A 6,383-nucleotide genomic window follows, 5' to 3' on the forward strand; every position below is an offset into this window, starting at 1 on the left:
GCGCTCAGCGTCACGCCGCCGCACGCTCCTTCGCCACCAGGGTGAGCACGTCGTACGTGGCCACGATGTCATCGTGCTGGTTCTTCAGCACCGCATCCCACCGCACCTCCCCGTACTCGTCGGTCTCCCTTGGGGTGATCTGCTTCGCGGTCAGCTCGACCCTGATGTCGTCGCCGGGGGAGACGGGCGTGACGAATCGCAGGTTCTCGAGCCCGGAGTTCGCCAGCACGGGGCCGGGGGCCGGGTCGACGAACAGCCCCGCAGCCCACGACACCAGCAGGTATCCGTGCGCCACGCGTCCGGGGAAGAACGGATTCGCGGAGGCAGCGTCCTCGTCCATGTGCGCGTAGAACGTGTCGCCGGTGAACGCCGCGAACGTCTCGATGTCGTCGAGGGTCACCGTGCGCGAGCCGCTGGCCACCTGATCGCCGACGTGCAGTTCGGCCAGCGACTTTCGGAACGGGTGCACGCCGTCGCCCCGCTCGTACGGGCGCGAGCTCGCGCCCTGGTGCCAGACTCCCGTGAGCGCGGTCATCATCTCCGGGGAACCCTGCACCGCGGTGCGCTGCATGTGGTGCAGCACCGCCCGGATGCCGCCGAGCTCCTCACCTCCGCCCGCGCGGCCCGGGCCACCGTGCACGAGGTTCGGGAGTGGAGAGCCGTGCCCCGTCGAGGTGCGGGCGTCGTCCCGGTCGAGGAAGAGGACGCGCCCGTTGTAGGCGGCCATGCCGGTGGCGAGGGCGACGGCCACCTCGGGGTCGTGCGTCGCCACGCTCGTCACGAGCGAGCCGCCGCCGCGAGCCACGAGGCTGCTCGCCTCGTCGAGGGTGCGATAGCCGACGATGCTCGACACGGGTCCGAACGCCTCGATCTCGTTCACGGCGGGGCTCGTGGGATCGGGGAAGCGCAGCAGCATCGGCGCCACGAAGGCGCCGTCGGGGGCTGCTCCTTCGGTGCCGTCGGCATGGCGGACGATCGGCGCGTCGGTCGTGCCGATCACCAGTTCGCCGCCGCCGGCCTGCAGACGGTCGACCTGACGCAGCACCTCCTCACGCTGCGCGGTGGAGGCGAGCGGGCCCATGGTCACCCCTTCGGCGCGCGGGTCGCCGAGGATCACGCGCGACGACAGCCGCTCGCGGACCGCGGCGATCACGTCGTCGACAGCTTCCGCCGGCACGATCGCCCGGCGGATCGCGGTGCACTTCTGCCCGGCCTTCGTGGTCATCTCGGCGACCAGCTGCTTGACGTACGCATCGAACTCCGGCGTGCCCGAGACGGCATCCGTTCCGAGGACCGACGCGTTGATCGAGTCGGTCTCGCTCGTGAAGCGCACCCCTCCCGTCTGCACGGCATCGTGGGCACGCAGGCTCTCGGCGGTCGACGCGGAGCCGGTGAAGGCGACCAGATCGCCCAGCCGCAGTTCGTCGAAGAGACCCGGCACGCTGCCGGAGACCAGCTGCAGCGAACCGTCGGGGAGGAGCCCCGATTCCACCATCACGCGCACCATGGCCTCGGCGAGGTATCCGGTGGGGGTGGCCGGCTTCACAACGGTGGGGACGCCGGCGAGGAACGCGGGTGCGAACTTCTCGAGAGACCCCCAGACCGGGAAGTTGAAGGCGTTGATCTGCACGGCGACGCCGCGGAGTCGCGTGTAGATGTGGCGGCCGAGGAACGAGCCGTCCTTGGAGAGGTTCTCGACACCCCCGTCGACGTACACTTTCGCGTTGGGCAGCTCGCGCCGGCCCTTGCTGGAGTACGCGAACAGCACGCCGATCCCGCCGTCGATGTCGACCCAGGAGTCCTGCGCTGTGGCACCGGTGCGGCTGGACAGCTCGTACAGCTCGGCCTTGCGCTCGGTGAGGGCGAGGGCGAGCTGCTTGAGCACCACGGCGCGCTGATGGAAGGTGAGTTCCCCCAGCGACGCCTGTCCCACGGTGCGGGCGTGGTCGAGCACGGGCCCCAGATCGAGCCCGTCGGTCGAGACGCGGGCGACGACCTCTCCCGTTGAGGCGTCACGGACATCCGTGGCCTCGGCGTCGGACGACGGCGTCCACCACGCTCCCTCGACGTAGCTGGGGAGGATCTCGATCATTTCTGTTCCCTTCCTGAGGCGTCCCATTCGTAGAAGCCGCGTCCGCTCTTGCGGCCGAGGTGGCCTTCGGCGACCAGGCGTCGCAGCAGGGCCGGAGGTTCGAAGCGCTCACCCAGCTGTGCGGAGAGGTACTCGGCGATGCCCAGGCGCACGTCGAGGCCCACGATGTCGGTGAGCCGCAGCGGACCGACGGGGTGCTTGTATCCGAGCGTCATCGCGGCGTCGATGTCCTCGGCGGAGGCCACACCTTCCTCCAGCATGCGGATCGCCTCGAGCCCGATCGCGACGCCGAGGCGGGACGACGCGAATCCGGGAGCATCGGCCACGACGATCGGTGTCTTGCCGATGGCGGCCACCCAGCCGCGGGCGGCATCGACGAGCGCAGGAGCGGTGCTCGCACCATGGACGATCTCGACGAGGGTGGAGGCGGGCACCGGATTGAAGAAGTGCATGCCCAGCAGCCGCGAGGGGCGATCGAGCACCGCGGCCAGCCCATCGATCGAGATGGACGAGGTGTTCGAGGCGATGGCGGCGTCCGGTGCGATCTGCGCCTCGACCCGACGGAGCGCGTCGACCTTGAGGGCGAGGTCCTCCGGAACGGCTTCGACGACGAGCGTGCACTGCGCGAATAGGGCGGCATCCGTGCCCGTGGTCAGGCGCGCCCGATAGGCCTCGGGGGAGTCGAGGGCCGTGCCGCGTGCGACCGAGGCGTCGATGGACTCGAGCACGCGTGCCGTGGCCGCCTCCGCCGCGTCGGCGTCGCGTTCGACGATGCCGACCCGGGAGCCGGCGAGCAGGAAGGCGTGCGCGATGCCCGCGCCCATACGGCCGCCGCCGAGCACCCCCACCTGTTCGGGCGCGATGAACGTGCTCTCGGTCATCGGTCTCTCCGTTCGAGGAAGTCGGTCATCCGTCGGAACTTCTCCGGGCTCTCGAAGAGCTCGGCCTGGGCTTCCAGATCGGCGGCGGGGTGGTGGTCGCGGGGTGCCCGGAACACCCGCTTGGTCGCGATGGTCGCTGCGGGGTCGTTGCGGGCGATGCGGTCGACGATGGCGTGGGCGGTCGGCAGCAGGTCCGTCGTCTCGTGGATCGCCGAGACCAGCCCGATGCGCAGCGCCTCCTCTGCCTTCACCGTGCGACCCGTGAGCAGCAGCTCGATCGCCCTGGCGTCGCCGACGATCTCCTTGAGACGCCAGCTCGCGCCGGCCGCTGCGAGGATGCCCAGCCCGGTCTCCGGGTTGCCGATCGCGAGCGTCGGCGTCCCGATGCGGATGTCCGCCGCGTAGGCGAGCTCGGCTCCACCGCCGAGCGCGTAGCCGTCGATCGCCGCGATGACGGGCATCGGCAGTTCGGCGAGTCGGACGAACGCGTGAGCGTTGATCCCGCGCAGCGCGTCGGCGGTACGCCGTTCGCGCAGTTCGGCGATGTCGGCACCCGCCGCGAAGACCCCGCCGGCGCCGGTGAGGATCAGCGGGAGCGGCACGGTCTCCAGCTCGGTGCACAGCGCGTGCAGCGCGTCGATCGTGGCCTGGTCGATCGCGTTGCGCTTGTGCGGCCGATTGAGGGTGGCGACCACGCGGTCGTGACGCCTTTCGACGAGGAGGGGTTCGTCGTGCGCCTGCGTATCGCCGAGGGGAGACCGCGGCATCACACCTTCTCCACGATCAGAGCAGCGCCCTGGCCGACGCCGACGCACATGGTGGCGAGTCCGTAGCGGGAGCCCTCGCGCTCCATGCGTCCGAGGAGCGTGACCAGAAGGCGGGAGCCGGACGAGCCGAGCGGGTGACCGAGCGCGATCGCTCCGCCGTCGGCGTTTACGCGGGATTCGTCCAGCCCGAGGCGTCGGAGGCAGGCGATGGACTGGGTGGCGAACGCTTCGTTGAGCTCGACGGAGCCGATGTCGTCGATGGAGAGCCCGGCGCGCTGCAGCGCCTTCTCCGTGGCGGGCACCGGTCCGAGGCCCATGATCTCGGGCGCGAGTCCTGCGCTGGTGCCGACGACGATCCGCGCCCGCGGTGTCAGCCCGTGCCGCTCGACCGCCTCCGCGCTCGCGACCATGATCGCGGAGGCACCGTCGTTGAGCGCGCTCGAGTTTCCGGCGGTGACGACCTGACCGCCCGCGACGACGGGCCGCAGTCGGGCGAGGCCTTCGAGCGTCGTCTCCGGTCGAGGGCCCTCGTCCACGAGCACCTCACCCGAGCCGACGGGGACTCCGACGATCTCCGCCTCGAACCGTCCGTCTGCGATCGCCGCGGCGGCCCGTTGCTGCGAGCGCAGGGCGAACGCGTCCGCCTCTTCGCGTCCGATGCCGTCGACGCGCGCGACCTCCTCCGCGGTCTCCGGCATCGTGTACGTCGCCTTCTCGCGGGCCAGGAGCCGCGGGTTCGGGAATCGCCAGCCGATCGAGGTGTCGAACGCGGCGCCGGGCTTCGCCCATGCCTTCTCGGGCTTGGCCTGCACCCAGGGTGCGCGGGTCATCGATTCGACGCCGCCGGCGATGATGAGGTCGGCGTCGCCGGCTCGGATCGCCTGAGCGGCGATCGTGACGGCGGACATGCCGGAGGCACACAGCCGATTGACCGTGATGCCGGGGACGCTGTCGGGAAGGCCGGCGAGCAGGACCGCCATCCTGGCGACATTGCGGTTGTCCTCGCCCGCCTGGTTCGCGGCGCCGAGGATGACCTCGTCGATCTCCGCCTGGAGGGGGTCGACGCCTGCGCGTCGCGCGGCCTCGCGGACGACGATCGCTGCGAGGTCGTCGGGACGGACGGAGGCCAGGGCTCCGCCGTAGCGACCGACCGGGGTGCGTACGCCTCCGACGAGGTAGGCCTCGGTCATGCGGAACTCCTGACTGCGTTGTCTCGACGGGTTGCCCGTTGTCCGGACGATCGGCCCGAATTACTGACCGATCGTCCGGTAATTATGTCACAGGTGTGGCCGGCGCCGCGATCGGAGCGGCTTCAGCTGAGCAGGTCCACGCCCTTCGTCTCCTTGACGAGCGAGACGCCGATCAGCGAGATCACGGATGCCACCGCGATGTACACGCCGATCGTCCAGGCCGCGTGGAACTGGTTCATCAGCGCCTCCGCGATCATCGGCGCGAACGCTCCGCCGAGGATCGCACCGAGGGCGTAGCCGATGGAGACGCCCGAATAGCGCACGTTCGCGGGGAACATCTCCGCGTACAGGGCTGCCTGCGGGCCGTAAGAGAGTCCGAGCGCGAACGTCATCACGAACAGTGCCACGAAGTACCAGAGGATGTTCGCGGTGTCGATGAGGAACCACATCGGCACCGCCCAGAGTGCGAGCGCCACGTAGCCGATCTGGAACGTGCGGATGCGGCCGAGCCGGTCGGAGAGGTGTCCGCCCCACAGGGTGAAGATGAGCCACCCGAACGAGGCGAGGGTGGTCGCCAGCAGCACCGGGGGTCGGTCCATGCCGAGGGTGGTGACGGCGTAGGTCGCGAAGAACGCGATGAGCAGGTACCCCGCCGCGTTGTTCGCGATGAAGATGATCGCGGTGAGGACGACCTGCTTGGTGTTCTGACGGAAGAGCCGGCGCAGGGGAGCGGATGCCTCCTTGCGGCGGCGCCGCAGGTCCTCGAACACCGGGCTCTCATCGACCGCGCGTCGGATCACGTAGCCGACCGCGATGAGCACGATCGAGAGCAGGAAGGGGATGCGCCAGCCCCACTCGAGGAAGGCCTCCGGCGACATCGAACTGGTGAGCACCCACAGGGTGGAAGTGGCAAGGATCATGCCGACGGGGACGCCGATCTGCGGGAACGCCCCGAAGAGTCCTCTGCGGCTGTTCGGCGCGTGCTCGACGGCCATCAGGGCGGCTCCGCCCCATTCGCCACCCGCGGAGAATCCCTGCACGATGCGGAGCAGGATCAGCAGGATGGGCGCGGCCACGCCGATCGCGGCATACGTCGGAAGGAGGCCTATCAACGACGTGGACAGGCCCATCATGACGAGGGTGAGCACGAGCATCTTCTTGCGACCGAGCTTGTCGCCGAGGTGGCCCGCGACGATCGCGCCGAGCGGGCGGAAGAGGAAGGAGATGCCGATTGTCGCGAACGAGAGCACCTGGGCGAAGCCGGGGTTCTCCTGTGCGATCGGAGCCAGGAAGAGGGGCGCGAGCACCAGCCCCGCTGCTTGCGCGTAGATGAAGAAGTCGTACCACTCGATCGACGTGCCCACGAGGGTGCCGGCGAGTACGCGCCGTTCCTCGGCGGGCATCCGTGTGGATGGGGTGCGGTCGGAGACTGCTGACGTCATGAGAACTCCAT

Annotated in this window: 5 protein-coding genes; all 5 read right to left on the reverse strand. The window is 69.9% G+C overall.

Features of this window, described 5'->3' with window-relative positions; all coding sequences use genetic code 11:
- Positions 1-10: 10 nt before the first annotated feature.
- Entirely contained in the window at positions 11-2,092 is a 2,082-nt protein-coding gene (gene paaZ / locus AX744_RS15845; protein ID WP_082738552.1) for a phenylacetic acid degradation bifunctional protein PaaZ, read from the reverse strand.
- The gene (locus AX744_RS15850; RefSeq protein ID WP_061017927.1) at positions 2,089-2,973 is read right to left on the reverse strand and encodes a 3-hydroxyacyl-CoA dehydrogenase family protein; all 885 of its coding nucleotides are present in this window, start codon (positions 2,971-2,973) and stop codon (positions 2,089-2,091) included. Before AX744_RS15850 ends, paaZ begins: the two co-directional genes overlap by 4 nt.
- Positions 2,970-3,740: an enoyl-CoA hydratase/isomerase family protein gene (locus AX744_RS15855; protein WP_061017931.1), complete on the reverse strand. Its 771-nt coding sequence runs from the start codon at positions 3,738-3,740 to the stop codon at positions 2,970-2,972. Before AX744_RS15855 ends, AX744_RS15850 begins: the two co-directional genes overlap by 4 nt.
- A complete protein-coding gene (locus AX744_RS15860; protein ID WP_061017934.1) occupies positions 3,740-4,930 on the reverse strand; it encodes an acetyl-CoA C-acyltransferase in 1,191 nt (396 codons plus the stop codon). The genes AX744_RS15855 and AX744_RS15860 overlap by 1 nt, the downstream gene beginning before the upstream one ends.
- 122 nt (positions 4,931-5,052) lie before the next feature.
- Positions 5,053-6,372: an MFS transporter gene (locus tag AX744_RS15865; RefSeq protein WP_046748874.1), complete on the reverse strand. Its 1,320-nt coding sequence runs from the start codon at positions 6,370-6,372 to the stop codon at positions 5,053-5,055.
- Positions 6,373-6,383: the final 11 nt, after the last annotated feature.

The sequence above is a fragment of the Microbacterium sp. CCH5-D1 genome, assembly GCF_001557335.1.
In the GTDB taxonomy this organism is placed as follows: Bacteria; Actinomycetota; Actinomycetes; order Actinomycetales; family Microbacteriaceae; genus Microbacterium; species Microbacterium oxydans.

Coding starts and splice junctions, on each gene's coding strand:
- paaZ (WP_082738552.1), bottom strand. CDS start 2,092: ATGATCGAGATCCTCCCCAGCTACGTCGAGGGAGCGTGGTGGACGCCG.
- AX744_RS15860 (WP_061017934.1), bottom strand. CDS start 4,930: ATGACCGAGGCCTACCTCGTCGGAGGCGTACGCACCCCGGTCGGTCGC.
- AX744_RS15850 (WP_061017927.1), bottom strand. CDS start 2,973: ATGACCGAGAGCACGTTCATCGCGCCCGAACAGGTGGGGGTGCTCGGC.
- AX744_RS15855 (WP_061017931.1), bottom strand. CDS start 3,740: ATGCCGCGGTCTCCCCTCGGCGATACGCAGGCGCACGACGAACCCCTC.
- AX744_RS15865 (WP_046748874.1), bottom strand. CDS start 6,372: ATGACGTCAGCAGTCTCCGACCGCACCCCATCCACACGGATGCCCGCC.